Genomic DNA, 25,921 nt, shown 5'->3' with positions numbered 1-25,921 from the left:
AGGCGGCAGGTAACTCTCTCTTTTGCCAGCGCTTTCTATTTGCTACTCTATCCATACACTCAGTAGGGCTATTGAGTGTATTAAAATAATGAAGGAGAGCAGCAATGTCGTTCGAATTACCTGCATTACCGTATGCAAAAGACGCCCTGGCGCCACATATTTCGGCCGAAACACTCGAATACCACTATGGTAAGCACCAACAGGCCTATGTCACAAACCTTAACAACCTGATCAAAGGCACCGCGTTTGAAGGCCAGACGCTGGAAGCGATCATCAAAAACAGCGAAGGCGGCGTGTTCAATAACGCAGCGCAGGTCTGGAACCATACTTTTTACTGGCACTGCCTGGCCCCTCATGCAGGTGGTGAGCCAACTGGCGAACTGGCCGCTGCCATTGAGACATCCTTCGGCAGCGTGGCCGACTTTAAGGCGCAGTTTACTGAAGCAGCAGTGAAAAACTTTGGCGCAGGCTGGACCTGGCTGGTGAAGAAAGCGGATGGCGGACTGGCGATTGTATCGACCTCGAATGCCGGTACACCGCTCACTACCAATGCCACGCCGCTGTTAACGGTGGATGTCTGGGAACATGCTTATTACATTGACTACCGTAACGCCCGTCCGAACTATCTGGAACACTTCTGGGCGTTGGTAAACTGGGAGTTTGTGGCAAAAAATTTCGCCGCCTGAGATGACTGGAGGGGAAATCTCCCCTCCTGCTTAATCACTCTAGCGCAGTACAGACACGCTCCGCTTGCGAACGACGGGTAAACAGCACCAGCAGCAGTCCCAGCCCGGCGATGATCGCCCCCATCACCGGCACAAAGGCGTAACCCAGACCACCCGAAATCACCGCACCGCCGGCGGCGGCACCCAGCGCATTACCGAGATTAAATGCCCCAATATTGACAGAGGACGATAAGCCAGGTGCCTCATGCGCGACACGCATCACGCGCATCTGCAGCGGTGGCACCACAGCAAAGGTCGCCGCACCCCAGATCACCATACTGATAGCCGCACCTGCCTGACTTTGCGCCAGCAACGGGATCGCCAGCATAATAGCTATCAGTAGCACCAGAAAACCTTTCAGCGTAGCGGTTACAGAACGATCCGCCAGCTTACCGCCCAAATAATTACCAATCGAGAAGCCGACACCGATTAATACCAGCATGGCGGTAACAAAGACCGGCGTTGCGTCAGTGAGGGTGTGCAGCACCGGCGCAATATAGGTATAAAGCGTGAACATCGCACCGGCGCCCAACACCGTCGTGAGCAGTGCCGATAAGACTTGCGGACGCAGCAACACGGCCAGCTCTTTACGCACATCGGGGCGCTCGCCCGCGCCACCTTTCGGCAGCGAGAAAAACAGGCTCAGCATCGCTATCACGCCCAGGCCTGCGGTAGCTAAAAACGACATCCGCCAGCCGATGGTTTCGCCCATCCAGGTGGCTGCAGGCACGCCGCCAATATTGGCAATGGTTAGCCCCATAAACATGGTGGCCACGGCGCTGGCCTGTTTCTCTTTCACCACCACACTGGCTGCGACCACCGAGCCAAGACCAAAAAAGGCACCGTGGTTAAGACTGGTAACAATACGCGCCAGCATCAACGTGGCGTAATCCGGTGCGATTGCTGAAAGCACATTACCGAGCGTAAAAATCGCCATTAAAAAGATCAGCGCGTTACGTCTGCCGCGATGTGAAAGTAGCAGTGTCATTAACGGCGCACCGACCATCACACCGACGGCATATGCGCTAATCAACATCCCCGCCGCCGGAATAGAAACATCAACGCCGCGGGCAATCACTGGCAGTAACCCCATCGGGGAGAACTCAGTGGTGCCAATGCCGAAGGCGCCAATCGCCAGGGCAAGCAAAGGAAAATTCACTTTCATAGATAGACTCCGGAAACACCGTGTCGGTGGATGACACTGTTGTAGAAGCCAAAAGTATGACAGTAATCACAAAAAACAGCAGTTAGCAAAATGACAAAAGATTATTGCGGGTTTGATAACAATGGGCAGAAAAGCGGGCAAAACGGAGGGAGAAAAAGCCTCTCCCTCGCGCGGGATCAATGCAGAGCTGCGGTCAGAGCGCCGAAAACAATCAGGCTCAGAACGATAATGGTGGTGAACAGTGAATACTTCAGGTCGGTGCTCATCAATTTTCTCCGTTTTAATTTCCACACAAAAAGTGCGTTAGCGCATTTTTGCACAAATAATCATAAAAATCTTGCAGGAATTCGTGAGACGAATGTTTTATCTCTTCCCCTTTTGCTCAAGATCAGACAAAATTCGACGCTAAATTTATTAGCGTACCGGCCATTGACTCCCCTCCTGACGTCCAGTGTCTTTTTCCCGGCGTACCGCATTCCCTTTCGCGGGTACAGGGTGATTGAAGGCAAACGTTTACCTTATGTATTATCAGGAGCTTAAGATATGGTCTGGAGTGACATCTGATGGCAACGATCAAAGACGTAGCGAAGCGAGCAAACGTTTCCACCACAACTGTATCACACGTAATTAACAAAACCCGTTTCGTCGCCGAAGAGACGCGCAATGCTGTGTGGGCGGCGATCAAAGAGTTGCACTATTCACCCAGCGCCGTCGCGCGCAGCCTGAAGGTGAATCACACCAAATCGATCGGTTTGCTGGCAACCAGTAGCGAAGCGGCGTATTTCGCTGAAATCATTGAAGCTGTCGAGAAAAAGTGTTTTCAGAAAGGGTATACCCTGATTCTCGGCAACGCCTGGAATGACCTTGAAAAACAACGCGCTTATCTGTCCATGATGGCGCAAAAACGCGTCGATGGTTTGTTAGTGATGTGTTCGGAATATCCGGAGTCGCTGCTCAGCATGCTGGAAGAGTACCGCCATATTCCGATGGTGGTGATGGACTGGGGCGAAGCCAAAGCTGACTTTACTGACTCGGTGATTGATAACGCCTTTGAAGGCGGCTATATGGCTGGTCGTTATCTGGTGGAGCGTGGGCATCGTGACATTGGCGTTATTCCCGGGCCGCTGGAGCGCAACACCGGCGCTGGGCGTCTGGCAGGCTTTATGAAAGCCATGACCGAAGCCATGATCACAGTGCCGGAAAGCTGGATTGTGCAGGGTGACTTTGAGCCGGAGTCCGGTTATCGCGCTATGCAGCAGATCCTGTCGCAGGCGCACCGTCCGACAGCCGTCTTCTGTGGGGGCGATATTATGGCCATGGGCGCGCTCTGTGCCGCCGATGAAATGGGCTTGCGCGTACCGCAGGATATTTCGCTCATTGGCTACGACAATGTGCGCAACTCCCGTTTCTTTACGCCGTCACTGACCACTATCCATCAGCCGAAAGACTCGCTGGGAGAAACGGCGTTTACCATGCTGCTGGATCGCATCGTTAACAAACGTGAAGAATCGCAATCCATTGAAGTCCATCCGCGCCTGATTGAGCGCCGTTCGGTTGCTGACGGCCCGTTCCGCGACTACCGTCGTTAATACTTTTCGGTGGGAGCCTTCACTCCGGCTCCCGCAACCATTCCCGGTTCAGTGTTTCACTGTCGCCCAAATAGTCCAGCAACCAGTTTAGCGCTGGCGAGGCTTCGTTTTGTTGCCATGTCAGGCAACAGGCTGCATCCGGGAAGGGATTTTCCAGTTCCAGCGCTACCCAGTCTCCGCTTTCCAGCCATGGTCGGGCAAAATGCGACGGGACCATTCCCACACATACGCCTGCCGACAGACACGCTTCCGACGAGGCCCAATCCGGTACCAGCACCCTCTTCTGGTTATCCAGCAGCCAGGTGATCCGCTTTGGCAGAGAACGGGAAGTATCTTCCTGGATCAATGAAGGCCAGTTGCGCAACGTTTCATCACTCAACGGGCTGTCGAGGCTCGCCAGCGGGTGACGGCTGGAAACAACGCACTTCCAGCTCAACATACCCATATCGCGGAACGCATAGCGCCCGCCCACCGGGATCGCCTGAGTGGCACCAATAGCCAGTTCAACTCGCCCGTCGGCCAGCGCATCCCAGACGCCGTTAAATACTTCCTGGTAGACCTGCAATTCCACATCGTCGAAGTGACGATAAAAATCGACGATCAATTGCCGGGTTCGGGCGGGCCTGACGATATTGTCGACGGCAATCGCCAGTTTCCCACGCCAGCCATTGGCAATCTGTTGACACCGCTGACGTGTGACCTGCATTTTTTTGATAACAGAGCGCCCTTCCTTCAAAAACCAGACGCCTGCAGGTGTTAATTCCACGTCACGGTGGCGACGCTCGAAGAGCGGAACCGCCAGCCACTCCTCCAGCTGGCGCACGGTATAGCTCACCGCAGAAGGCACACGATGCAACTCCTGCGCTGCGCCGCTAAAACTGCCATTCCGTGCGACAGCATCAACCACTTCAAGAGAATATTCAGACCACATAATCTGCCTGCAAAAAAATTGAAATCACCACGCAAATATTAGCGTTTCACAAGCAGCAATGCACTCCTTACACTCGACTCCCCTGAACACCTGCACAAGAGATAAAATATCACCATGCAACCTGGCAAAGGATTTTTAGTCTGGCTCGCGGGCTTAAGCGTACTGGGCTTTTTAGCCACAGATATGTACCTGCCCGCTTTCAGCGCGATACAGCAAGATTTACAAACCTCCTCCGCGGTGGTCAGCGCCACGCTCAGTTTGTTTCTCGCTGGCTTCGCTGTCGCGCAGCTGATTTGGGGGCCGTTATCGGATCGGTATGGTCGCAAACCTGTCCTGTTAAGCGGGCTGGCTATTTTCGCCATCGGCTGCCTGGGCACTCTATGGGTGCGGGATGCCACATTATTGCTGGTCCTGCGTTTTGTACAGGCTGTCGGCGTGTGTGCCGCTACGGTAAGCTGGCAGGCTCTGGTGACGGATCACTATCCGTCACATCGCGTGAACCGTATCTTCGCGACCATTATGCCGCTGGTCGGGCTGACACCGGCACTGGCACCGTTGCTGGGTGCCTGGATCCTCGCGCATCTCTCCTGGCAGGCCATTTTCGCCACGCTGCTGATGATTACCTTACTGTTGATGATCCCGGCGTTACGGCTTAAAACCTCAACAAAAGCAGCCGCGCATGACGCGCAGCCGCTGACTTTTATGGATCTGCTCCGCGCCAGAGATTATCGCGGTAACGTGATTATCTATGCTGCCTGCTCGGCCAGCTTCTTCGCCTGGTTGACCGGTTCGCCGTTTATTCTGCACGACATGGGTTATGGCCCCGCGGTGATCGGCCTGAGCTATGTGCCGCAGACGATTGCTTTTCTGATTGGCGGTTACGGCTGCCGCGCCGCCCTGCAAAAATGGCAGGGAGAGCAGTTATTACCGTGGTTGTTGAGCGGGTTCGCGCTGAGTGTAATGGCAACCTGGGCCGCGGGCTTTATGCCTGGCGTGTCACTCACCGCGCTGCTGATCCCCTTCTGTTTCATGGCAATGGCAAACGGCGCTATCTATCCCATTGTTGTGGCCCAGGCGCTACGCCCTTTCCCGCAGGCCACCGGCCGTGCCGCAGCATTGCAAAATACGCTGCAACTGGGGTTATGTTTCCTCGCCAGTCTGATGGTTTCCTGGCTGATTGCGACACCGCTACTGACCACCACCAGCGTAATGCTATCAATGGTGGTGCTGGCAACGGTTGGTTATCGCCTGCAACGTGCCCAACACCGTGACGCCACTGCAACAGATACCGTCACCACCTCGCGGTAAACATCGCATAGTCGCGCCAGCGACTATGCTTAAGTCACTGATTAGCATGCTAACAGTTTTCTGTTGAATCACCTGATATTGAAGCCTATACTAAATTTCGCTGTTCTATAAATACGATAAATATTATCAATTAACGGGCGTTGGATAGCGCCCGTTGTGCCATGGAAGACCATTCTGGCAAGGGTCGTCTCCCTTCCTCTGTTCTACGTCGGATATCAGCCTCACGGCGAAAACCGTGAGATTTCTCACAAGCCCGAAAAAGCGTCTACGCTGTTTGAAGGTTCTGATCACTGATGAGTGATGGAGAAGTTATGAGTTCATCGTGTATAGAAGAAGTTAGCGTACGGGATGATAATTGGTTCCGTATAGCAAACGAACTACTGAGCCGCGCAGGTATTCAGATTAACGGTCCTGCGGCGTCGGATATTCAGGTGAAAAATCCTGATTTTTTTAAACGCGTATTACAAGAGGGTTCGCTCGGACTCGGCGAAAGTTATATGGACGGCTGGTGGGACTGCGACCGTCTGGATATCTTCTTTACCAAAGTGCTCCGCGCTGGCCTCGAAAAACAACTCCCGCACCACTTAAAAGATACACTCCGCATTGCCGGAGCAAGATTATTTAATCTGCAAAGTAAAAAACGGGCCTGGATTGTCGGTAAAGAGCATTACGATCTTGGTAATGATCTGTTTACCCGCATGCTGGATCCACAGATGCAATACTCTTGCGCCTACTGGAAAGAGGCCAAAACGCTGGACGACGCACAACGGGCTAAGCTGACGCTTTGCTGTGAAAAGCTGCAGTTAAAACCGGGTATGCGCGTGCTGGATATTGGTTGTGGCTGGGGTGGTCTGGCGCAATTTATGGCGCAAAATTATGGTGTCAGCGTGGTGGGCGTGACCATTTCTGCTGAGCAGCAAAAACTGGCGCGGCAGCGTTGCGAAGGGCTGGATGTGGATATTCGCCTGCAGGATTACCGCGATTTGCATGACCAGTTCGACCGCATTGTCTCGGTCGGCATGTTTGAACACGTTGGGCCGAAAAATTACGCCACGTACTTCAGGGTGGTTGACCGTAACCTGAAACCGGACGGGCTGTTTTTACTGCACTCCATCGGTTCAAATCAGACTGACCATAATGTTGACCCGTGGATCAACCGCTACATTTTCCCTAACGGCTGCCTGCCTTCAGTGCGCCAGATAGCCGAAGCCAGCGAACCCCATTTCGTGCTGGAAGACTGGCATAATTTTGGCGCCGATTATGATCGTACACTGATGGCATGGTATGAGCGTTTTCTTGCCGCCTGGCCGGAAATCGCCGACAACTACTCCGAACGTTTTAAACGTATGTTCAGTTACTACCTGAACGCCTGCGCGGGCGCTTTCCGTGCACGGGATATTCAGCTTTGGCAGGTTGTTTTTAGCCGGGGTGTGGAAAACGGGTTGCGCGTCGCGCGCTAACGCATGTCGCAGAGGACCAGAGGCCGCCCTGTTTCCAGTGCGGCCTCTGTTATTTTGCCCGTCAGGATCACTCTTCGTTGATCACCACAACAGCGGCTTCTTTCGCGGCCAGCACACGTTCTACCGTATCCACGACCGCCTGCGTTTGCGGATCGATCTCAATATTCACGCGATGACCCAGTTTCTTCGCCCCAAGCGTAGTGCGCTGTAATGTTTCCGGAATCAAATGAACGCAGAAACGCGTGGGCGTGACTTCACCCACCGTCAGGCTGATACCGTCAATGCCGATAAAGCCTTTATAAAGAATGTATTTCATCAGTGCAGGATCCTGCACCTTGAACCAAATCTGCCGGTTATTTTCGGAGGTGAGGATTTTGACGATTTCAGCGGTGGTCATAATATGGCCGGACATTAAATGCCCGCCGATTTCGTCGCTAAATTTGGCGGCGCGTTCAACATTGACCGTATCCCCGATCTCTAATTCACCGAGGTTAGTAATCCGCAGTGTTTCTTTCACCAAATCAAAACTGATATGGCTACCGTTGATCGCCGTGACCGTCAGGCAACAGCCATTATTGGCGATCGACGCACCGGTTTCGATGCCCTCCAGCATATACTCAGGGAGTTCAACAACGTGGGTGCGGAAATTGGGTTTATCATCAATAGACACCAGTTTTGCCGTGCCCTGTACAATACCAGTAAACATACCTACCACTCCTGTTACCATTCATACGGCGTGACCGTTTTCTTTACGCACAATAACAGGTGAAAATTGCCCTTGCCAGTCACAATCCCGGGGGCACCCGTTTTCCCTGACAGATGATGATAAGTTGTGCAAATCAGCGCCCGATAAGAAATAATTTTGTTCTATGGTTAACGTGGCAAAAAAAGCACATAGCAGGTACTATTTGAGCACATGCCACATTTATTACGCTGTGGCATCGTTTAGCACAAGGATAAAACTCCTTCCTGATTAGCTGTTCCATTCTCTCTAATAACTACAAAACAATATAAAAGGTGTTCACGTGCAGAAGTATGTTGCAGAAGCGCGTCAATTGCTGGCCCTCGCATTGCCAGTTATTTTCGCGCAGGTAGCCCAGACAGCGATGGGCTTCGTTGATACGGTGATGGCCGGGGGTTACAGCGCCACAGATATGGCGGCTGTGGCCATCGGAACCTCTATCTGGTTTCCCGCGATTCTATTTGGCCATGGGTTGTTGCTGGCCATGACCCCGGTCATTGCCCAACTTAACGGTTCGGGTCGTCGCGATCGCATTGCGCACCAGGTCGGGCAAGGTTTCTGGCTGGCAGGTTTTGTCTCATTACTGATCATGATTGTGCTGTGGAATGCCGGGCATATCATTCATGCGATGCAGAACATTGACCCGTTACTGGCCGAAAAAGCGGTACGTTTTTTACGTGCGCTGATGTGGGGCGCGCCGGGTTACCTCTTTTTCCAGGTCATGCGTAACCAGTGCGAAGGCCTTGCCCGTACCAAACCCGGCATGGTAATGGGATTTCTTGGGTTACTGGTCAATATTCCGGTGAACTATATCTTTATTTATGGCCATTTTGGCATGCCGGAGCTGGGCGGTGTGGGTTGCGGTGTAGCGACCGCCTCCGTCTACTGGGTGATGTTTATTGGTATGCGGTTGTATGTAAAACGCGCCCCTGCAATGCGGGATATTCAAAAAATGCAGCGTTTTGCCAAACCCGATGCCGGGGCGCTGAAGCGCCTGACGCAACTGGGGTTGCCTATCGCACTGGCGCTTTTTTTCGAGGTCACGTTATTTGCCGTTGTGGCCCTGCTGGTTTCGCCACTCGGTATTATTGATGTTGCCGGTCACCAGATTGCGCTCAACTTTAGTTCACTGATGTTTGTACTGCCGATGTCGCTGGCGGCTGCGGTGACAATCCGCGTGGGCTTTCGTCTTGGGCAGGGTTCGACACTCGATGCCAAAACGTCAGCCCATACCGGGTTGATTGTCGGTGTCTGTATGGCAGCGCTCACAGCGATTTTTACCGTGCTGATGCGCGAGCACATTGCCCTGCTCTACAACAAAAATCCGGAGGTGGTCGCGCTGGCATCACATCTGATGTTATTAGCGGCGATTTATCAGATCTCAGATTCTGTTCAGGTGATCGGCAGCGGTATCCTGCGTGGTTATAAAGACACCCGCTCGATCTTCTATATCACCTTTATTGCCTACTGGGTGCTGGGATTGCCCGCAGGTTACACGCTGGCATTGACGGATGTGCTGGTCGACAGGATGGGCCCGGCGGGGTTCTGGACAGGCTTTATTATTGGCCTGACATCGGCTGCAATTATGATGATGCTGCGCATGCGTTTCCTGCAACGCCAGCCTTCGGCGACAATTTTGCAGCGCGCTGCGCATTAAAATGGCGGTAGCCGCCCGCTGGCGGCTACTTTCACGACGTTTTGTTCAGTTGTTCCGCAATCGGGTGAATTCAGGAAGAAAATTGCCATTTTCTGCTTGCCACTTCCCTGACCTGCCGCTAATATTCGTTCCCGTTGTCAACCGCAACACTGCGTTCATAGCTCAGTTGGTTAGAGCACCACCTTGACATGGTGGGGGTCGTTGGTTCGAGTCCAATTGAACGCACCATCCTTCTTCAGTGCGTCCGTAGCTCAGTTGGTTAGAGCACCACCTTGACATGGTGGGGGTCGGTGGTTCGAGTCCACTCGGACGCACCATTCTTAGTAAATCTCAGTTTCTTTCCCGGTTTTTCATCTCAGCATAAATACCACTGCTGCACCTTAGCGACAGTAATAATGCAATCTTTCCGTATTCGCTGAAAAAACAGGCATAAAAAAACCGCACCTTTCGGCGCGGCTTTTCGTTTTACAGTCTGGCTATCAGAAACCGACTTTCAGCGTGATTTGACCGCCGTAGCCCCCGGTGCCCGCATCGTTGATGCTCCGGGTATAGCCTGCGCGCACTCCGAGGGTAACGTTGTCGCGGATCTGGCCGTCGATGCCGACATCCAGTGCTGCCGCTGCCCCGTCCTGATCCGGATTAAATGCGACCTCACTGCCTGCTACGCCTGGCGCGTTGACGTTCAGCGTGCCCTTCGAATCAAAGGTCTGGATAAAGGATGGACGCACCCACCAGCTTACCGGTACGGGTTTGCCAGTCTCTTTCAGCGTCGCGTTGTTACCCAGACGCAGACCGGCACGTACTTGCTGGCTGTGACCGTCGCCAAACTGCACGTTTGCTACGTCATCATTACCATCTTTCAGGTTTACTCCGCGATACTGGTACTGCACCTGCGGTTCCAGCATCAGACCGCCGCCAATCTCAAACGGCAGACCGGTTTCGAAGGAGCCAACGTAGCCCCAGCCGTGGGTTTTCAGGCCGTCGCCGTCGCGCGGGTTGGTATCGAAGTTGTGGCGTGTACCCTGGGCCACCACATCCATCCACCAGCCACTCTCATGCACACCGTTGAGATAGAGGCCACCGCTGTAAGCATCGTCGCGTACCGTACCGGCTTTCGACTTGTTGTTACGCTGCACGTCGACGGCAGAAAGTCCCGCCGCACCGTACACGCCAACGCTCCACTCCATGGTAGAAGCCGATCCCTGCCACAGATCGCTCCCGATTTGCAGGAAGGTATAGCCGCCTTTACTGTCTGGTGTGTTGCCGCTGCGCAGATCGTTGCTGCCGTGATCGTGGCTCATCTGGCCGGCCTGGAAACGGGCCCACATGTTGGTCCCACTTTCGGCTGCGGTACGCGCCGCATAGCGACGGGCATCCAGTGAACCGAGCAGCGCACTGTCGTAGTCCATGGCCTGAGCATAGACGGAGTTATAGAGATACATCGCCGAACGGTAGTTCTGCGGACCGTTCTCATTGCTGCCGGCGTCAGCAGTCGTCAGATACCAGCTCTGGTCGGCACTGCCCTGTTGCAGGGTGTAGTTATATGCACCTGCCTGCAAGCTGCCGCTAAGACTGAAGGCATCATCGGTAGTGGTCGCGCCGTTGATGGCATTCACCACCTGAATACCGTTTCCGGTAGTACGTGCCCCCAGACCGCCCTGACTGCGGATGGCGATCTGTGTATTACCGGTAGCTGTGCCGCCGTCCAGCACCAGGCTGTCACTCACTGCGGTATTGCCGTTAAACAGCGTATTCAGGGTAATGGTGCCACCATTGCCTACCAGATTGGTGACCGTCAGGGTTTTCGGAACGAAGGTCCCGGTCGGTGCCTGGAAATCAATCGAACCGCCCAGCGTCAGGTTATCGAGCAGGGAATTAGCGGTCATCAGCCAGTTTGATCCGGCATCAATGGTCAGATCTGTCGGGTCAATCATCCCGGTCAGCGAGGTGCCGTTGGTCAGCTGTAGTGAGGTGCCGCTCTGGGCGATGATGTCAGTCACGGCATCCAGCCCGCTGAATACCAGGGTGCCGCTCTGCAGGTAGGTACCGCCAGATTGTTCAAGCACACCGCTCAGGGTCAGGGTGTTACCACCCTCTTTATAGAGCGTACCGTTACCGATAATGGCCGCGTTAACGGTATTGTCGCTGGTATCCGTGGTGATATGCAGTTCGCCGCTGTTGTTAACGTTACCGGCAAGCGTTGCGCCGTCGTTGACCTGGGTTACGCCGGTCAGCATACCGCCCTCGGCAACGCTCAGTGTACCGTTCTCGCTTACCACGGTGTTGTTGGCACTGCCATCTGCAGCAACCAATAGCAGGCCGCCACTTTCCAGCAGTACGTTTTCCGCAACACTATTGGCAATGGAGAAACTGCCAAGCGCGTTGGTGCCGGTGAGCGTGGTGTCAGTGCCCGCCATCAGCGCTGCGCCGCTATTAAGGTTGATATTGGTGACCGTTGCGCCATCTTCCAGCGCCAGTATGCCGCCGCTTTCAATCGCTGTCAGATCCGCCACGCCCCCGGCGCGAACGAACTGGGCGCCGCCTTTGCTAACCGTAGTAGCAATAGCCGTGCCGCCGAAAGTGACGCTTTGGGTGCCATTTTCGCTGACGGTTGACGAGGCAACGGTGCCGCCCTGATTGACCACCTGATCGCCCACTACCCTGTTGTCGATAACGATCGCGCCATCATTAACGTTCTGGATCCCGCCCTCACGGATGAGGGTGGAGATGACCGTCCCGCCACTGCTTACGTTCTGGGTGCCGCCATCGTTGATGGTGGTGCTGATGGAGGTCCCACCGTTAAGCACATTCTGGATCCCGCCGGCCTGGATGACGGCAAGCACCGATGAACCTCCGCTGTAAATATTCTGGATGCCGCGCTCGTAGATCGCGGTGCGAGTTGCGGTCCCGCCCCGGTAGATATTCTGCACGCCGTTCGCGGAAAGGTCGGTATCAACCGCACTGCCGCGAACATTCTGCTGGCTGGAGTTGATCATCGAGGTTTTCACTGCTGTTGCACCCGCCGCGATATTCTGCACCGCAAAATTATCCATCAGGGTGTTTTCCGCACGCCCACCGCTGTACAGGTTCTGAATACTGTTGCGGTTACGGGTATCGGTCACTACGGCACCGTCGTAAATCCCCTGCACCGCACCGTCGCTGAGCACGGTAGAGGTCGCTGAACCCCCGTCATAGATACGCTGTTCTGCATTGGTGATTTCCGACCCGGTGGTCGTGCCGAAGACCTCCTGAATGCCACCATCAATCACCACAGAGACTTCAGCATTGGCGTTTTTGTTAATCACCTGACGCCCGCCGTTTTTCACGATGCTGACAATCGACGTTCCATCAACCACTTGCAAGCCGCCATCGACAAAGGTGAAGTCAGTGACGCCGCCGGAGGCAACGTTTTGTCTGCCACCAGTGGAGATGGTCCCACCGTAGGTGTAACCGCCCGAGTTAACGTTCTGCACACCTCCCTTCTCAACGCGTGTTTCATAGGCCTGCCCGCCGCTGCCGATATTCTGCGTACCGCCCAGCAGGCGCGCAGCAAAGGATTTTGCGCCGTTATTGATGTGCTGCTCACCGCCGTTCAACACGGTGGAGATTGCCACTGCGGCGTTGCTGAGGATCTGCGTTCCGCCAGCGTTAATGACGCTCTGGCGTGACCAGCCGTACGGGTCAACGATTTGCAGGCCACCGTTATTAATCACCGCGTCGAACGATTGCCCGTCGACTCGCTGTACGCCACCGCTGTTAATCAGCGTGCCGCTGGCCTGGCCGCTCTTGGTCACCAGTTGTACCCCGCCGTCGCTGATGCTGGTGCCAGACGCAGCGCCTTCTACCAGTTGGGTACCACCGCCAAACACCGTGCCGTCAGACGCCGCACCGCCGGCGGAAACGTGCTGCACCCCACCGTTATTCACGATCGAGCCCGCTGCGAGGCCGCCGTAGTTGACGAGTTGCAGACCGCCGTCATTCACCACTGAGGAAATGGCCGTGCCGTCTACGCTCTGTACGCCACCGCTGTTGATATGGGTTTCGGTGGTTTTACCGCTCGCGGTCACCAACTGCATACCACCATTATTCAGACTGGCACCGGAGGCAGTACCTTCTACCACCTGCTTGCCGCCACCGAAGATGGTGCCGTCAGATGCCGCGCCGCCGAGGCTGATGTGCTGCAGACCGCCGCTGTTCACTGTGGTGCCTGCCGCCAGGCCACCTTGATTCACCAGTTGGGTGCCACCGTTGCGCACCACCGCCGACGTCGCGTTGCCATCGACGCTCTGGACACCGCCGCTGTTGATCAGGGTGCCGGTCGCTTTCCCGCTGGTGGTAACGATTTGATAGGCGCCATCATTCAGGCTGGTACCCGCCGCCGTGCCCGCCACCACCTGTTTTCCGCCGCCGAAGATGGTGCCCCCAGCCGCCGCAGCGCCGAGATTGATGTGCTGCAGGCCGCCGCTGTTGACCGTGGTATCTGTCGCCAGGCCACCTTTATTCACTAGTTGGGTGCCGCCGTTGCGTACCACCGATGAGGTGGCATCGCCATCCACGCTCTGAACACCGCCGCTGTTGATGATGGTGTTGGTGGTTTTGCCGGTAGCCTGCACAATCTGCAGACCGCCATCGCTGATGCTGGTTCCGGACGCGGTTCCTGCTACCAGTTGTTTACCGCCACCGAAGATGGTGCCATCAGAGGCCGCGCCGCCAAGGTTGATGTGCTGCAAACCACCGCTGTTGATGATGGAGCCAGCGGCCAGCCCACCGCTGTTCACCAGTTGCACGCCGCCGTTATTCACGACAGCAGAGGTTGCCGAACCATCCACACGCTGCAGACCACCGCTGTTGATAAGCGCCCCTGTAGCAAGACCGCCCACCTGGACGTGCTGAATGCCGCCGTCGCCGATGACCGTGTCGCCCGCCAGCCCGGCTACCAGTTGCGTTCCGCCCAGCAGCGTCGTTTTGGAAGCCGCACCGTTGGCACGCACAATCTGTACGCCATCTTTATCGACGCGAGTGTTGTTCGCATGACCGCCGCTGCGGATCAACTGTTTGCCACCGGTATAGACGACAGTGCCATTAGCCGTGCCGTCAACATCCTGGAAACCGCCGTCATAGATTTTGCTGTCCGTCGTTTTCCCGGTAACGTGAACCTGCTGCACACCGCCTGAGTCCACACGGGTGTTGGAAGCCGTACCCTCAACAATCTGGGTGCCGCCATACAGCAGCGCATCTGAGGCTGCGCCACCTTCGTTGATGTGCTGCAGACCACCGGCGTTAACCAGCGAGCCCGCGGCAAGCGCGCCGGAGTGGATCAGCTGAACACCGCTATCATTGACCACGGCGGAGATCGCCGTGCCGTCTACCGCCTGCGTGCCGCCGCTGTTGATAATAGTATCGGTGGCTTTACCGGTAGCCTGGACAAGCTGGTAAGCGCCGTCGTTGATGCTGGTACCGGAGGCCGTGCCGGCAACAACTTGCCGACCGCCGCCAAACACCGTGGTGTCGGACGCGGCGCCGCCTTCATTGATGTGCTGCAGACCGCCGCTGTTAACGGTAGCGTTATCTGCCAGCCCACCACGGTTCACCAGTTGGGTGCCGCCGTCATAAATAACCGATGAGGTGGCTGTGCCGTCCACGCGCTGCAGGCCGCCATCGTTGATCAGCGACCCGGTGGCGCTGCCGCCCACCTGCACGTGTTGTACGCCGCCTGCACCGATAATGGTGTCTGCCGCCACGCCCGCCAGTTGCTGAATACCGCCCAACAGCGTGGTGAAAGCGGTTGACCCGCCTGAGAGCACGTTTTGAATACCACCGCTGTTGATCACCGCGCTGGTGGCGGCACCGCCGCTGCGGACTTTTTGCAGACCACCGTCATTCACTTCTGCTGAGAACGAGACGCCATCGATATCTTGTTCGCCGCCAGCGTTAACTACTGCATCACGGCTCAAGCCACTGGCGTGAATCTGTTGCAGCCCGCCGTTATTGATGACGGTGCCAGAGGCTGCGCCTTCCACCAGTTGTGTGCCGCCGAGCAAAATGGCATCGGATGCCGCACCGCCTTCGCTAATATGCTGTAGCCCACCGGTGTTCACCACGCCGCCTGTCGCCAGTCCGCCGCGATTAATCTGCTGTGTACCGCCAGTATTGACGATTGAGGAGATGGCCTGGCCGTCTACAGTTTGCGTGCCACGATTGTTGATGATGGTACCGGTCGATTTACCGGTTTGCTGCACCAGCTGCGCACCGCCATCGTTGACGCTGGTGCCGGATGCGGTCCCCGCGACCACCTGGGTGCCGCCGCCAAACACTACGCCGTCGGAGGCTGCCCCGCCCTGATTGATATGCTGAACCCCACCGCTGTTCACGGCGGTGCCCGCCGCCAGCGCGCCGCTATGCACCAGTTGGGTACCGCCGCTGTTGACAACTGCGGAGATAGCGGTGCCGTCTACGGTCTGCGTACCGCGGTTGTTGATGATAGTGCCGGTCGCTTTGCCGGTTTGCTGAACCAGCTGTGCGCCACCGTCGTTGAGGTGAGCACCGGATACCGTGCCGGCCACGACTTGCCTGCCGCCGCCAAAGATGGCGGTGTCGGCAGCGGAACCGCCGACGTTAACGTGCTGGACACCGCCGCTGTTGACCGTCGCGTCCTGAGAAAAACCACCACTGTTGATGAGCTGAATGCCGCCAGCGTTAATGACGCCCTGCGCTGAACTGCCGTTAACGGCTTGCACGCCGCCATTGTTAATAATCGTCTGGCTTGCCACCCCGCTCTGCAGCACCGTTTGCACACCGCCAGCACCGACAACGGTGCCATTAGCCATACCGGCGACCGCCTGCTTGCCGCCGCTGTTAAGCTGCGAACCCGTTGCTGTCCCGTCTACTTCAACAATTTGAGTCCCGTCAGTGACAACGGTCCCGGTCGTCTGGCCGTTCTGACGCACAATCTGCGAGCCGCCATTCTGAACGCGGGTATCCACCGTCTGGCCACCCGCCACTATCTGGATGCCGCGGTTGCCGATAGTGTGGTTGGTAGTTAACCCACCGGTGCGTACGTTCTGTACGCCCTCCTGTACTACCTCATCCCGAGTCGATCCGGTGACATCCTCGGTGAACGCCATCGCCCCGCTGCTAGCAAACATGCCGCCCACCGCCGCTGCGATTAACACCGCGCCGCTTGCACGCTTGCCTTTCGCCCGGGTCAGTTCTGAAACCACCACAAACGCCCGCTGAACGTCATTCCACACCAGCCGGTAACTGCAGTTAAGACTCTTCTTCATTTAAATGTCCTCGAAACCCGTCTCTCATCCGTCAGGCGGCGTGTTGATCGGGGTCTGCCAATGCTGTTGTTTTGATGCCAAAGGGATTGCTTTGCAGGGCAATCAGCCGACGAAGATGGCCGATGACCTGCTTGCCAGTGATAAAACGAGTGCATTCGTACTGGCGTTCCGTGCCTTTGTGGCGCGGACACCAGAAATAGTCCTGATGATCAAAATTAAGCCGCACGTCATCCCAGCAGCCGTTGCAGACATGCGTGTTGATGACGCGCCAGGGGGTATGAAATTCGCTGTTCGGCAGGCTGAATCCACTGATTAGCACCACCGGAATACGACAGCCCCACGCAAGCCAGGAGAGACCACTGCCGAGGCCGATAAAAAATTCGGCGTGCTCCAGCAGCGCTACGCGGTCAGCGAGGGGCAGATCGCCGGTGAAATCTTCGGCGCCGTGGGGGATTTTGTTCCAAATGTAACCGCGGCCTACCACGCGCTCTTTGTCGATACACAACACGCGGTAACCCTGCTCTTTGAGATAGTCGATCACTTCATGCCAGCCGCTGCCGTTGTTCCAGAATTTGGCCTGACTGGTGGACTGAGTCGCAATGCAGACGTAGGGTTCGGCGATACGACGTGGGCTGCGCTGGCGCAGATCCGGAACAATTTCCGTAGGGTCGACGCCGAGAATATGCCCGGCACTGCGGTGCAGACCAACGGCTCGAAAATCAAATGGCTGTTTGTTGAGATCGCCATGAAAAAACAGTCCGACGCGCCAACTGGCATAGGGCGGCTCGCTCACGCCCGGCCCGGCCTGCCAGGCTTCAGGGGTAAAGCAATTGAGCTGCGGATAGACAGGCTTAAAAAGATCGACGATGGGCTGTGCCATGGTGCAATCAACGTTGCACTGGTATGTCTGTCGAAAGCGTTCGGCGTAGGGTAGCCAGCCAATGAGGTCACCCAGCGTACCGCAGGGAAATGAAACCAGTACCTTTTTGCCGCGCATGTCCAGAACGTGATCCAGCACGGGTTCCGACTGAACACCGTCCCAGACCCGCAGACGAAACCGCACGTAATACTTTTTTGTGCTGATCACCCAGCCCTGCGCGACATCGTCGGAAAACAGAATATTTCCCGTTTCTTCATCGCTTATTTCTACCCGCCAGTTGCCGGGCGGCAACAGTAACCGGGCGCCGTCATTAAAATCATACAGGATACCCATTGGCCCCTGCTGAGTAGGAATTTCTGGCGGTGAAATAAAAGCATATCCATGACCAACCACTGCGGAAGTCGTCATCGCCTAACCTTAATCATGAGTAAACGCATTAAATAAGGCTGGTAGTAAATAATAAGCGGGCACCAGCCGACCTCCGGATGCAATAATCCGGAGTGAATGTCTTTATAAATTTATTGAGTCTCGTTAAGAGTCGATTAATGGTAGTAATAAGGAGATTTATTGCAAATTCTTTCTAAATCTTAAGATCTCTATATATCAATAACTTAGTTTTTGAACATTTTTAAGCCCGATCTCAATAACATCGAAAAAACAACCACTTACCTATCATCAAAAGCAAGAAATTTAGGATTATCCTTAAAGCAAATTTAGTGCGAAAAAGTGACAATCACTGGAAATATGAAATATATCCTCGCCTCTCTGGATGGCATTATGAAGATATATCCGCCTCGCTAAGATCAGAATGTTGAGCAAAACAAAATCGCCTCATCTGTTATTTTACAAGCAAGCCGAAGCGCTCTCTTTTATTTAATTTAGGACTGACAACCTTCATATAAAATAACAAACGGAACAATCCGATTGATTATTTTTAAGTCACCATAAAACCGAGAATATATAAACCCGGCTGTAACCGAAAATAACGTTGCCTAAAAAGGGGGAAAACTGATATCAACGCGATGGCCAGGCCCTATGCCGTCTCGCTCACGCAACGGTTGCGCAATTTTGTGATAACGGTTACACAACAAAAGGAGGATGACGATAATTTCGTATTTTGAAACAGCGTTTTTAATTCCTTTCTGTCTACGTGGACGCTATAATGCCGCCATCCTAATTTGAATGGATTCAGCTGATTGAACTGTAAAACAAATAACTCACATCAATTTTTCCCCGATCTGGCTGAATCTCAGGCACACATTACTCTGCACGCTTTTTTGATGTCACCTATCCTTAGTCTGTGGCATCGCTCTTTTCGCAACACAGGTTTGACTCCGGAGCCGTGCGCTACCCGGAGCGTGATTTCCATATCCTTCTCAACTCAAACTTAAAGACCAGAACTGTCATGAAAAAGACCAAAATTGTTTGCACCATCGGTCCAAAAACCGAATCCGAAGAGATGCTGGCGAAGATGCTGGACGCGGGCATGAACGTCATGCGTTTGAACTTCTCCCACGGTGATTATGCTGAGCACGGCCAGCGCATCCAGAATCTGCGCAACGTGATGAGCAAAACCGGGAAAAAAGCGGCAATCCTGCTGGACACCAAAGGCCCTGAAATCCGCACCATTAAACTGGAAGGCGGCAATGATGTTTCTCTGAAAGCCGGCCAGACCTTCACCTTCACCACCGACAAATCTGTCGTCGGCAACGCCGATACCGTCGCCGTCACCTATGAAGGCTTCACCAGCGACCTGAGCGTCGGCAACACCGTACTGGTTGACGATGGTCTGATCGGTATGGAAGTGACTGCCATAGAAGGCAACAAAGTTATCTGTAAAGTGCTGAACAACGGCGATCTTGGCGAAAACAAAGGCGTAAACCTGCCTGGCGTTTCCATCGCCCTGCCAGCGCTGGCTGAAAAAGACAAACAAGATTTGATTTTCGGCTGCGAACAAGGCGTGGACTTCGTTGCAGCATCCTTTATTCGTAAACGTTCCGACGTAGTCGAAATTCGCGAACACCTGAAAGCACACGGTGGCGAGCACATTCAGATCATCTCCAAAATTGAAAACCAGGAAGGCCTGAACAACTTCGACGAAATTCTCGAAGCCTCCGACGGCATCATGGTTGCCCGTGGCGATCTGGGTGTTGAAATCCCGGTTGAAGAAGTGATCTTCGCCCAGAAGATGATGATCGAAAAATGTATCCGCGCGCGCAAAGTGGTGATCACTGCTACCCAGATGCTGGACTCAATGATCAAAAACCCGCGTCCGACCCGCGCAGAGGCTGGCGACGTGGCGAACGCCATCCTCGACGGTACCGATGCCGTGATGCTGTCTGGTGAGTCTGCAAAAGGTAAATATCCGCTGGAAGCCGTTTCTATCATGGCGACCATCTGCGAACGCACCGACCGCGTGATGACCAGCCGTCTGGACTTCAACAACGACAGCCGTAAACTGCGCATCACCGAAGCGGTGTGCCGTGGCGCGGTTGAAACGGCTGAAAAACTGGAAGCACCGCTGATTGTCGTTGCAACCCAGGGCGGTAAATCTGCACGTGCCGTGCGCAAGTACTTCCCGGATGCCACCATTCTGGCCCTGACCACTAACGAAGTGACCGCACGTCAGTTAGTGCTGAGCAAAGGCGTTGTCGCGCAGCTGGTGAAAGAGATCTCCTCTACCGATGATTTCTACCGTCTGGGTAAAGAGGTAGCGCTGGAAAGCGGTCTGGCAGCCAAAGGCGACGTGGTCGTTATGGTTTCCGGCGCGCTGGTTCCGAGCGGTACCACCAACACGGCGTCTGTCCACGTTCTGTAATAAAACCGGACATTCATCGTTGATAAAAAAAGCGCCCTTGTGGCGCTTTTTTTATATTCTGAATACCGCCATAAATAAAAAAGCAAATAGGCTTTCACTATTTAATCGCGACATTATCTAAGATGAATCCGATGAGATTGTGCTGTTTTAACAGACGTTTTTTAACTTTTTTCTAAAAGTCGGTGCTTCTTTGAGCGAACGATCAAATTTAAGTGGATTCCCATCAAAAAAATATTCTCAACCTAAAAAACTTTGTGTAATACTTGTAACGCTACATGGAGATTAACTCAATCTAGAGGGTATTAATAATGAATCGTACTAAACTGGTACTGGGCGCGGTAATCCTGGGTTCTACTCTGCTGGCTGGTTGCTCCAGCAACGCTAAAATCGATCAGCTGTCTTCTGACGTTCAGACTCTGAACGCTAAAGTTGACCAGCTGAGCAACGACGTGAACGCAATCCGTTCCGACGTTCAGGCTGCTAAAGACGACGCAGCTCGCGCTAACCAGCGTCTGGACAACCAGGCTCATTCTTACCGTAAGTAAGAGTACCTGTGATGAAATGGCGCACATTGTGCGCCATTTTTTTTGCCTGCTATTTACCCGCCCCGTTGTGTCCCCGTCTGCTGATCTGTTGCCGTATCTGTTGCCATTTTATCGTCGCTGTTTTGCGCTGAAACTACGCTCTCCGTCACTGACGCGGATTTCCCTGCCGGAATGGCCACCGGGTAACCGGCACGACGATTCAGCGCTTTAGTAACCCACTGCCTGTCGCCGCCGGACTGATCGATCAATGTCGCCAGCGTGGCGGAAATCGCGATAGGCGAACGTTGCGTGTCCTCTTCAACGGTTTGCGACAACGGACGATGCACTTCAATATAGTGCCGGCCATCCGGTTCGACTGCATATTTCACCGGTTCATTGATAATAGCGACCCGCGTACCCGCTGCAACCTGCGCAAAAAGCGCCTGAATATCTGGTGCGCTCATACGGATACAGCCAGAACTGACGCGCAATCCTACGCTATCCTGCGCATTGGTGCCGTGGATAAGATATTCACCCTGCCCCATCCCCAGGCGCAGCGCAAAGCGCCCCAGCGGGTTATTCGGCCCTGCTGGCACCACGGGCGGGAGTTCAATGCCCCGCTCCAGTGAGCGTGCCCGAATGCCCGCGGTGGGTGTCCAGGTCGGATTGGGGATTTTCTGGCTAATGCGGGTCACCGAAACCGGCGTTTCCAGCCCCTGTTGACCAATACCGATAGGATAGACCTGCACACTGTTTTTACCCGGCGGGAAGTAGTAAAGCCGCAGCTCTGCGAGGTTCACCACAATCCCCTCGCGCGGCGTATCCGGCAACAGCAATTGCGAAGGAATGGTAACGACCGTACCCGGGCGCGGCACGGGCGCGATAGTGTCGTTGGCTTCCAGAATCAACATCGCGGCCGTATCAAAGTGCCGGGCAATGGCCTGTAAATTTTTATCGCTGGCTTGCACGGTGTACGTCTGGTTCTGACCAAGGAGACGGCTGCTATCCGCTGGCAATGAGTACTCCGCCGCACAGGCCAGTTGGGTTGCGCTAACCGCGCCGAAAAAGCACAGAGAAAGAAGAGAGACGCGTTTCATGTGTAGTTCCTGTATTCACTGGCAAGCCACCAGAATGCAAAGCCTATGCGAGGTGAATATCACCTCGCATCACAGGATGGAAGCTGTTTTTAGAGTTTAGCTAATGTTTGCAGCTTTGTTGCGGATAGCGCGGATCATGGCTTCAAGCCCTTGCGAGCGGGAGGGGGTGAGATGTTGCGTTAACGACATCTGTTCAAACCATGGGCGTACATCAAACGCGACAATATCCTGCGCAGTCATCTGCTGATAGAGCACAAAGACAATCGCAATAAGTCCTTTGACTATCGCGGCATCACTATCACCGGCCAGTTCAATGACCCCGGCCTCGTTGCGATGCATGACAATCCACACCTGGCTCTGGCAACCCTGAATAAGGTTCTGAGAGTTATGATCTTCGTCGCTTAAGGCCGGCAGTCGCTGACCGAGTTCGATAATATAAAGATACTTCTCTTCCCAGTTGGCACAACGGCCAAAATTGCGCAGCAATTTCTCTTTATCCGGTAATACCGCCATTTTCGCCTCTTAAGTTAGCCCAGTAACTGATGAATACGTTTCAGGCCTGCTACCAGACGATCCACCTCTTCTTCCGTATTGTACATAACGAGTGACGCACGGCACATGGCGGGCACATTGTAGAATGCCATCAGCGGCATGGCGCAGTGATGCCCGGTACGCACCGCAATGCCGTAATTATCCAGGAAGCTGCCAACGTCGTAAGCGTGGTGCTTACCCAAATTAAAAGCAATGACTCCCTGGCGTTGTGCCGGGCCATACAGCGTGAGATCCGGCACATCCGCCAGCGACGTTAAGGCATAGTGCATTAACGTTTGCTCATACTCACCAATCGCGTCTAGCCCCAGCGCCGTTACATAATCAAGGGCCGCTCCCAGTCCGATGATCCCGCCAGTATTGGGCGTGCCTGCTTCAAAACGCCACGGCGCTTTTGCCCAGGTCGTGCCTTCGGTCAGGCTAACTGTGGCGATCATGGCGCCGCCGCCTTCCCACGGTGGCATATCATTGAGGATCGCCTCTTTGACATACAGCACACCAATGCCCGTTGGGCCATAGAGCTTATGACCCGAAAAGGCATAAAAATCACAATCCAGCGCCTGTACATCGACCGGATGATGCATTACCGCCTGCGCGCCATCCACCAGCACTTTCGCCCCGAACTGATGCGCAGCGGCAATGATCTCCGCCACCGGGTTTTCGGTACCGAGCACGTTAGACACATGCGTAACCGCCAGTAAGCGGGTGCGCTCGTCAAGCAATGTCGGCAGCACTTCCAGTTGTAATGTGCCATCCTGGTTCAGCGGGATCACGCGTAACTGCGCGCCCACCCGCTCACACAGCATTTGCCATGGCACAATATTGGCGTGGTGCTCCATCGCGGTAATGATGATGTTATCCCCCGCGCGAACCTGGCTGTTCCCCCAGCTGTTCGCTACCAGGTTGATGCCCTCAGTCGTGCCACGCACAAACACCAGTTCTTCCGGCAAGCGGGCATTGAGAAATGCCGCCGCCTGCACACGAATATTCTCCATACGCTGCGTGGCTTCAGCGCTCAGGGTGTGAATGCCGCGGTGGACTGCCGCATAGCCGTGGCGGAAAAACTCCGCTTCCGCGTCAATGACCTGATTCGGTTTTTGCGCGCTGGCGGCACTGTCAAGATACGCCAGCGGCAATCCGTTCACTTCACGCTGCAGGACCGGGAAATCGGCACGCACGTTGTTAACGGGAAAACTCATGCTACGCCCCCTGCAAGGCGCTGGCTGATACGCGCCAGCACCTGTTGTTTCAGCGCTTCGTCGCGGATAGCTTCTGTCAGCTCTGCGGCAAAGGCATGGATAATCATTTGCTGCGCCGCCTGCTGATCAATACCGCGCGAGCGCAGGTAAAACATCTGTTCATCGTCAATTCGACCAATGGTGGCACCGTGGCTGCATTTCACGTCGTCGGCGTAAATTTCCAGTTGTGGCTTGGTGTCCACTTCCGCCAGACGCCCAAGCAGCAAGTTGTTGTTGGTCATCTGCCCATCGGTTTTAATCGCGTGCTGTGCCACATTTATCAGGCCGTTAAACACTGCCCGGCCTTTATCGCTGACAATGGTTTTATGTAACTGGCGGCTGTTACAGTAGCCTTTGTTGTGCTCCAGCCAGGTGCGGGTGTCGCAGACTTCCGTTTTCACCGGCATTGCCAGGCTATTGATATTGAGTTGCGTGTTTTCGCCATTCAGTTGCGTACTGGTGTTATGGCGCAACACCGCGCCCCCCAGTAGAAAACTGTGGCTCTCTGCAGAACCGTCATCCGTCAGCCAGATATCGTTGTGCGCAAAGTGGTAACTCACCGGGTTTTCAAACGCCAGTTTGACGTGATGCAAGTGCGCATTGGCCGCAACGTTCATTGTCAGGCGCGAACCGGTAAAATGCGGCTGCGCGTTGAGGCTGACATAGTGCTCATAGATTGTCGCCTCCGCACCCTGCGCCAGTTCCAGATGGTGGCGATAGTGCGCGGTGTTCATCTCCTCACCCGCCACGCCCTGAGTGATATGCATTAAGAGCAACGGCTTAGAAGGCCGTTGATCACGTACCACCTTAATCCAGGTCACGCCCTGCGCCAGGCTTTCCGTTAAATGCAGGAACACTTCTGGCTGTACCGGTGCAGGCAAATTCTGCCGCGCATCCACAAACGACACGTCGAAACCGGAGCCAGCAGTATCATCACTTAAGGCGGCGTTAAACTCACCATCGATAAACACCAGCCGTATGGCCTCCACCGGCAAGGCCAGTGCTGCAAGCTGTTGCGCGTTGACGGGCGCCGTCGTCGCCACAAACTGGCTGTTCAGCAAGCCATCAAGCGGCGTGTATTTCCAGTTTTCCTGTTTGCGCGTCGGTAGCCCCAGTCGCAGCAGCTGTTGCAGGTGTTGCTGCGCGATGTCGGAGCGGGTACCACCCTGCTTTTCAAACAGGTGATGCCACTGCTGCAGTGCGTTACTGCTGTTCGGTAAGCCAGCCATAGCCCTGCTCCTCCAGTTGCTTAACCAGGGTGAAGTCGCCCGATTTCACAATGCGCCCCTGATACAACACATGCACAAAGTCGGGTTTGATGTAATCAAGGATCCGCTGGTAGTGCGTAACGATAATAAAAGCCCGCTTCTCATCGCGTAGCGCATTTACGCCGTCGGCAACAATTTTCAGCGCATCAATATCCAGCCCCGAGTCGGTTTCATCCAGAATGCACAGATCCGGCTCCAGTACCGCCATTTGCAGAATGTCATTGCGCTTCTTCTCACCGCCAGAGAAACCCACATTTACCGAGCGGGTTAACAAATCTTCCGGCATTTTCAGCAGCTTAATTTTGTCTTCCATAAGATCCTGAAAGTCAAAACGATCCAGGGCCTCTTCGCCGCGATATTTACGCACCGCATTGAGCGCCGTTTGCAGGAAAAACTGGTTGCTGACGCCGGGGATCTCGACCGGATACTGAAAAGCCATAAACACGCCTTCGCCTGCCCGGTCTTCCGGTGAAAGCGCAAGCAGATCTTTGCCTTTAAACGCCACGCTGCCGCTAACAACTTCATAATCTTCACGCCCGGCCAGCGTTGCAGAAAGCGTGCTCTTGCCGGAGCCATTCGGCCCCATGATGGCATGCACTTCCCCAGGGCGAACCTCCAGACTCAGACCACGCAGGATCTCTTTATCTTCAACACTCACCTGCAAATCTTTAATACTTAACATTTATT

At 54.6% G+C, this 25,921-nt stretch carries 18 protein-coding genes and 2 tRNA genes; 9 read left to right on the top strand and 11 right to left on the bottom strand.

Features of this window, described 5'->3' with window-relative positions:
* The first annotated feature begins 104 nt into the window (after window positions 1-104).
* On the top strand, window positions 105-686 hold the full coding sequence (sodB, locus tag RTX30_RS01205) for a superoxide dismutase [Fe] (RefSeq protein ID WP_312686005.1): 582 nt from the start codon (window positions 105-107) through the stop codon (window positions 684-686).
* A gap of 34 nt (window positions 687-720) precedes the next feature.
* Here the strand turns inward: sodB and RTX30_RS01200 are convergent, their stop codons facing one another.
* A complete protein-coding gene (locus RTX30_RS01200; protein WP_312686003.1) occupies window positions 721-1,890 on the bottom strand; it encodes an MFS transporter in 1,170 nt (389 codons plus the stop codon).
* A gap of 176 nt (window positions 1,891-2,066) precedes the next feature.
* Window positions 2,067-2,156 (bottom strand): YnhF family membrane protein, encoded by a 90-nt coding sequence (locus RTX30_RS01195; protein ID WP_312686002.1) that lies wholly within the window; start codon window positions 2,154-2,156, stop codon window positions 2,067-2,069.
* Window positions 2,157-2,453: 297 nt separating this feature from the next.
* On the opposite strand from RTX30_RS01195, the gene purR reads away from it, so the two are divergent.
* Window positions 2,454-3,479, top strand: a complete 1,026-nt coding sequence (gene purR, locus RTX30_RS01190) for an HTH-type transcriptional repressor PurR (RefSeq protein ID WP_312686000.1) — start codon at window positions 2,454-2,456, stop codon at window positions 3,477-3,479.
* A gap of 19 nt (window positions 3,480-3,498) precedes the next feature.
* On the opposite strand, the gene punR is transcribed toward purR, so the two are convergent.
* Window positions 3,499-4,410 carry a DNA-binding transcriptional activator PunR gene (gene punR, locus RTX30_RS01185; RefSeq protein WP_312685998.1) on the bottom strand — a complete coding sequence of 304 codons (912 nt, stop codon included), beginning with the start codon at window positions 4,408-4,410 and terminating at the stop codon, window positions 3,499-3,501.
* A gap of 114 nt (window positions 4,411-4,524) precedes the next feature.
* On the opposite strand from punR, the gene punC reads away from it, so the two are divergent.
* Window positions 4,525-5,718, top strand: coding sequence for a purine nucleoside transporter PunC (gene punC / locus RTX30_RS01180; protein WP_312685996.1), 1,194 nt, complete (start codon window positions 4,525-4,527; stop codon window positions 5,716-5,718).
* A gap of 311 nt (window positions 5,719-6,029) precedes the next feature.
* Window positions 6,030-7,178, top strand: coding sequence for a cyclopropane fatty acyl phospholipid synthase (cfa, locus tag RTX30_RS01175; protein WP_312685994.1), 1,149 nt, complete (start codon window positions 6,030-6,032; stop codon window positions 7,176-7,178).
* Window positions 7,179-7,245: 67 nt separating this feature from the next.
* On the opposite strand, the gene RTX30_RS01170 is transcribed toward cfa, so the two are convergent.
* Window positions 7,246-7,884, bottom strand: a complete 639-nt coding sequence (locus RTX30_RS01170) for a riboflavin synthase subunit alpha (RefSeq protein ID WP_312685992.1) — start codon at window positions 7,882-7,884, stop codon at window positions 7,246-7,248.
* Between the two features lie 319 nt (window positions 7,885-8,203).
* Between RTX30_RS01170 and mdtK the strand changes: the two genes are divergently transcribed.
* The 3 genes from mdtK to RTX30_RS01155 all read left to right on the top strand — a co-directional run bounded on the left by mdtK (window position 8,204) and on the right by RTX30_RS01155 (window position 9,894).
* On the top strand, window positions 8,204-9,577 hold the full coding sequence (mdtK, locus tag RTX30_RS01165; protein WP_312685990.1) for an MdtK family multidrug efflux MATE transporter: 1,374 nt from the start codon (window positions 8,204-8,206) through the stop codon (window positions 9,575-9,577).
* A 151-nt stretch (window positions 9,578-9,728) separates the two neighbouring features.
* Window positions 9,729-9,805 (top strand) — tRNA-Val (locus RTX30_RS01160).
* A gap of 12 nt (window positions 9,806-9,817) precedes the next feature.
* Window positions 9,818-9,894, top strand: a tRNA-Val gene (locus tag RTX30_RS01155).
* Window positions 9,895-10,056: 162 nt separating this feature from the next.
* Here RTX30_RS01155 and RTX30_RS01150 read toward each other — a convergent pair.
* Complete coding sequence (locus RTX30_RS01150; protein WP_312685988.1) at window positions 10,057-16,860, bottom strand: AIDA repeat-containing protein; 6,804 nt, start codon at window positions 16,858-16,860, stop codon at window positions 10,057-10,059.
* Between the two features lie 31 nt (window positions 16,861-16,891).
* Window positions 16,892-18,148 carry an autotransporter strand-loop-strand O-heptosyltransferase gene (locus tag RTX30_RS01145; RefSeq protein WP_312685986.1) on the bottom strand — a complete coding sequence of 419 codons (1,257 nt, stop codon included), beginning with the start codon at window positions 18,146-18,148 and terminating at the stop codon, window positions 16,892-16,894.
* 997 nt (window positions 18,149-19,145) lie between these two features.
* Between RTX30_RS01145 and pykF the strand changes: the two genes are divergently transcribed.
* The gene (gene pykF / locus RTX30_RS01140; RefSeq protein ID WP_312685985.1) at window positions 19,146-20,558 is read left to right on the top strand and encodes a pyruvate kinase PykF; all 1,413 of its coding nucleotides are present in this window, start codon (window positions 19,146-19,148) and stop codon (window positions 20,556-20,558) included.
* 308 nt (window positions 20,559-20,866) lie between these two features.
* A complete protein-coding gene (locus RTX30_RS01135; protein WP_007374746.1) occupies window positions 20,867-21,103 on the top strand; it encodes a major outer membrane lipoprotein in 237 nt (78 codons plus the stop codon).
* Between the two features lie 53 nt (window positions 21,104-21,156).
* Here the strand turns inward: RTX30_RS01135 and RTX30_RS01130 are convergent, their stop codons facing one another.
* The 5 genes from RTX30_RS01130 to sufC form a co-directional block, all read right to left on the bottom strand.
* On the bottom strand, window positions 21,157-22,179 hold the full coding sequence (locus RTX30_RS01130) for a L,D-transpeptidase family protein (RefSeq protein ID WP_312685983.1): 1,023 nt from the start codon (window positions 22,177-22,179) through the stop codon (window positions 21,157-21,159).
* Window positions 22,180-22,275: 96 nt separating this feature from the next.
* Window positions 22,276-22,692: a cysteine desulfuration protein SufE gene (gene sufE / locus RTX30_RS01125; protein ID WP_312685982.1), complete on the bottom strand. Its 417-nt coding sequence runs from the start codon at window positions 22,690-22,692 to the stop codon at window positions 22,276-22,278.
* A 14-nt stretch (window positions 22,693-22,706) separates the two neighbouring features.
* Window positions 22,707-23,927 (bottom strand): cysteine desulfurase SufS, encoded by a 1,221-nt coding sequence (gene sufS / locus RTX30_RS01120; RefSeq protein WP_312685980.1) that lies wholly within the window; start codon window positions 23,925-23,927, stop codon window positions 22,707-22,709.
* Window positions 23,924-25,195 carry a Fe-S cluster assembly protein SufD gene (sufD, locus tag RTX30_RS01115; RefSeq protein WP_312685978.1) on the bottom strand — a complete coding sequence of 424 codons (1,272 nt, stop codon included), beginning with the start codon at window positions 25,193-25,195 and terminating at the stop codon, window positions 23,924-23,926. Before sufD ends, sufS begins: the two co-directional genes overlap by 4 nt.
* Window positions 25,170-25,916: a Fe-S cluster assembly ATPase SufC gene (gene sufC, locus RTX30_RS01110; protein WP_312685977.1), complete on the bottom strand. Its 747-nt coding sequence runs from the start codon at window positions 25,914-25,916 to the stop codon at window positions 25,170-25,172. Before sufC ends, sufD begins: the two co-directional genes overlap by 26 nt.
* Window positions 25,917-25,921: the final 5 nt, after the last annotated feature.

It is taken from the genome of Kosakonia sp., from assembly GCF_032052965.1.
Classification (GTDB): domain Bacteria; phylum Pseudomonadota; class Gammaproteobacteria; order Enterobacterales; family Enterobacteriaceae; genus Kosakonia.
The sequence above is the reverse complement of the archived record's forward strand: the minus strand, read 5'-3'. Positions and strand labels throughout refer to the sequence as shown.

Excerpts from the sequence above, each read along its gene's own strand:
- sodB (WP_312686005.1), top strand. The coding sequence starts at position 105 with ATGTCGTTCGAATTACCTGCATTACCGTATGCAAAAGACGCCCTGGCG.
- RTX30_RS01200 (WP_312686003.1), bottom strand. The coding sequence starts at position 1,890 with ATGAAAGTGAATTTTCCTTTGCTTGCCCTGGCGATTGGCGCCTTCGGC.
- RTX30_RS01195 (WP_312686002.1), bottom strand. The coding sequence starts at position 2,156 with ATGAGCACCGACCTGAAGTATTCACTGTTCACCACCATTATCGTTCTG.
- purR (WP_312686000.1), top strand. The coding sequence starts at position 2,454 with ATGGCAACGATCAAAGACGTAGCGAAGCGAGCAAACGTTTCCACCACA.
- punR (WP_312685998.1), bottom strand. The coding sequence starts at position 4,410 with ATGTGGTCTGAATATTCTCTTGAAGTGGTTGATGCTGTCGCACGGAAT.
- punC (WP_312685996.1), top strand. The coding sequence starts at position 4,525 with ATGCAACCTGGCAAAGGATTTTTAGTCTGGCTCGCGGGCTTAAGCGTA.
- cfa (WP_312685994.1), top strand. The coding sequence starts at position 6,030 with ATGAGTTCATCGTGTATAGAAGAAGTTAGCGTACGGGATGATAATTGG.
- RTX30_RS01170 (WP_312685992.1), bottom strand. The coding sequence starts at position 7,884 with ATGTTTACTGGTATTGTACAGGGCACGGCAAAACTGGTGTCTATTGAT.
- RTX30_RS01150 (WP_312685988.1), bottom strand. The coding sequence starts at position 16,860 with ATGAAGAAGAGTCTTAACTGCAGTTACCGGCTGGTGTGGAATGACGTT.
- RTX30_RS01145 (WP_312685986.1), bottom strand. The coding sequence starts at position 18,148 with ATGACGACTTCCGCAGTGGTTGGTCATGGATATGCTTTTATTTCACCG.
- pykF (WP_312685985.1), top strand. The coding sequence starts at position 19,146 with ATGAAAAAGACCAAAATTGTTTGCACCATCGGTCCAAAAACCGAATCC.
- RTX30_RS01135 (WP_007374746.1), top strand. The coding sequence starts at position 20,867 with ATGAATCGTACTAAACTGGTACTGGGCGCGGTAATCCTGGGTTCTACT.
- RTX30_RS01130 (WP_312685983.1), bottom strand. The coding sequence starts at position 22,179 with ATGAAACGCGTCTCTCTTCTTTCTCTGTGCTTTTTCGGCGCGGTTAGC.
- sufE (WP_312685982.1), bottom strand. The coding sequence starts at position 22,692 with ATGGCGGTATTACCGGATAAAGAGAAATTGCTGCGCAATTTTGGCCGT.
- sufS (WP_312685980.1), bottom strand. The coding sequence starts at position 23,927 with ATGAGTTTTCCCGTTAACAACGTGCGTGCCGATTTCCCGGTCCTGCAG.
- sufD (WP_312685978.1), bottom strand. The coding sequence starts at position 25,195 with ATGGCTGGCTTACCGAACAGCAGTAACGCACTGCAGCAGTGGCATCAC.
- sufC (WP_312685977.1), bottom strand. The coding sequence starts at position 25,916 with ATGTTAAGTATTAAAGATTTGCAGGTGAGTGTTGAAGATAAAGAGATC.